General features: G+C 72.4%; 2 protein-coding genes. Both read left to right on the forward strand.

Annotation, left to right across the window (positions count from 1 at the left end):
• Positions 1 to 1,076: alpha/beta hydrolase family protein (locus HW578_RS25525; RefSeq protein WP_198373520.1), on the forward strand; the 1,076-nt coding region annotated here is incomplete at its 5' end.
• 64 nt (positions 1,077 to 1,140) lie between these two features.
• Positions 1,141 to 2,220, forward strand: coding sequence for a calcium:proton antiporter (locus tag HW578_RS25530; protein ID WP_198373521.1), 1,080 nt, complete (start codon positions 1,141 to 1,143; stop codon positions 2,218 to 2,220).
• The last annotated feature ends 187 nt before the right edge of the window (positions 2,221 to 2,407 follow it).

Consider the following 2,407-nt stretch of genomic DNA (forward strand, 5'->3'; position numbering starts at 1 on the left):
TGGCCCAGCCCGGCCCGGGGCCGGGCCGCCCGGCGGAGGGGCGCGCGCCGCGCGGCGACGGCCCGCCGCTGCGCATCCGCGACATTTCCTCCTTCCATGTCGGCGGGCGCATCGCGGAGCTCTCGGGCCTGCCGGAGCGCGAGATCGTGTTCAGTCCCGGCGCGCCGCCCATGCGCATCAACCCGAACGGCCAGTTCCAGGTCGAGCAGATGTACGCGCAGGTGGTGCGCCTGCAGAATCCGCGCGCACGCTACCCCATCATCCTCGCCCATGGCGGCGGGCTGACCGGCGTGACCTACGAGACCACGCCCGATGGCCGCCCCGGATGGCAGATGTTCTTCCTGCGCGCCGGGCACGACGTGGTGGTGACCGATGCGGTGGAACGCGGCCGCTCCGGCTGGGCGCGCTTCCCCGAGATCTTCGCCGGCGAACCGGTGTTCCGCACCATGGGCGAGGGCTGGGGCCTGTTCCGCGTGGGCCCGCAGGATGGCTGGAACATCGACCCCGCGCAGCGCCGCGCCTTCCCCGACACGCGCTTCCCCGTGGCGGCCTGGAACCAGTTCATGATGCAGGGCGTCCCCCGCTGGGCCACCACGGACCGGCAGGTCCAGGCCGGCTACGACGCGCTGGTCCAGCGCATCTGCCCCTGCGTGATGCTGGTGCACAGCCAGGGCGGCAATTTCGGCTTCACCGCCGCGCTCAACGCGCCCGACAAGGTGCGCGCGGTGATCGCGGTGGAGCCCTCCGGCGCGCCGCCGGCCGCGGCGGATGCGTCGCGGCTGCGCGGCATCCCGCATTTGGTGGTCTGGGGCGACCACCTCGACGCCACCCCCTTCTGGCAGAATGTCCGGCGCAACGTCGACCGCTGGCAGGGCCAGATCCGCGAGGCGGGCGGCATCGCCGACACGCTCGACATGCCGGCCGAGGGCGTGCGCGGCAACAGCCACATGATCATGATGGACACCAACAGCGACGACGTCGCACGGCGCATCGACGCCTGGATGGCGAGCCACGGGCTGATGCGCGATGCGCCCCCGCGCGAGCGACCGCACCGGCGCGAGGGACAGCGCGGGTGACACGGCGCCGCGGAGCGCGGCGGAGCGGGTTGTCGCAGCCGCCCCGCGAGATCACCTGAACTTCATGGCAGGCGCACCGACCGACCGCATACCGCTGCACAGCATCATCCTCCCGGTCCTGGGCGTGGCGGCCTGGGCCGTCGTGGGCAAGGCCGGGCTGGGGCTGCTGGCGCTGGCGCTCGCCGCGGTGCTGCTGGGCAGCGTGCTGGCCGCGGTGCATCACGCCGAGGTGGTGGCGCTGCGCGTCGGCGAACCCTATGGCACGCTCATCCTTGCCCTCGCGGTCACGGCGATCGAGGCTGGGCTGATCATCTCCCTCATGCTGGGCGGCGACCCCAATCCGGGGCTGATGCGGGATTCGGTGCATGCGGCGGTGATGCTGGTGCTGCATGGCCTGGCAGGGGCGTGCATCGTCGTGGCCTCGCGCCGGCACCGGGATGCGGAATTCCGGGTGGACGGGGCGAATTCCTTCCTCGCGGTGCTGATCCCGATGGCGACGCTGGTGCTGGTGCTGCCGAACCACCTCGTCTCCTCGCCGGGGCCCTACCTGTCGCTGCCGCAGCTTGTGTTCGTCTCGCTCGCCTGCCTCGCGCTCTATGGAGCCTTCCTGTTCATCCAGACCAACTGGCATCGCGAATACTTCCTGCCGGTCGACGGCGGCGCGCATGCCGAGCACGCGCGGCCGAGCGGGCGGATCGCCATGGCCTCGGCGGCGCTGCTGGTGGTTGCGCTGAGTTCCGTCGTGCTGCTCGCGAAGGCGCTGGCGCCTGCGCTCGAGGAAGCGGTGGGCGCGGTCGGCGCGCCGATCGCGGTGGTGGGCGTGATCGTCGCCGCCATCGTGCTGATGCCCGAAAGCGCCGCGGCGATCCGCGCGGCCGCGCGGAACCGCCTGCAATCGAGCATCAACCTGGCGCTCGGCAGCGCGGTCGCGTGCATCGGGCTGACCGTGCCGGCGGTGGCGGTGGTCGCCTGGTGGGTCGGGCAGCCGCTGGCGCTGGGTATCTCGCCCGGGCAGACCACGCTGCTGGCGCTGTCCTTCGCGGTGTCGATCATCACCTACGGCACGGGGCGCACGAATCTGCTCTGCGGCATCGTCCACCTGGTGCTGGCGGCGACCTACGTCTTCTCGGTCTTCGCGCCCTGATACCTCCGCCGCCATTCGGCGGCGGAGGTATCAGGAGTTTTCTTGGACCCTCAGACGGCGGGCGCCGCGCGTCCGCGCGGCTTGCCTTCGCGCCATGCGCTGGTGCGCCCGGCGCGGCAGGTGGGCTGGGCGCGGTCGCGCTTCGCGCTCCCCGATCGCGCGTCCGCGCGATCAGATCGGGAGAGCA

This window comes from Roseomonas rosulenta (assembly GCF_016106005.1).
GTDB lineage: Bacteria > Pseudomonadota > Alphaproteobacteria > Acetobacterales > Acetobacteraceae > Neoroseomonas > Neoroseomonas rosulenta.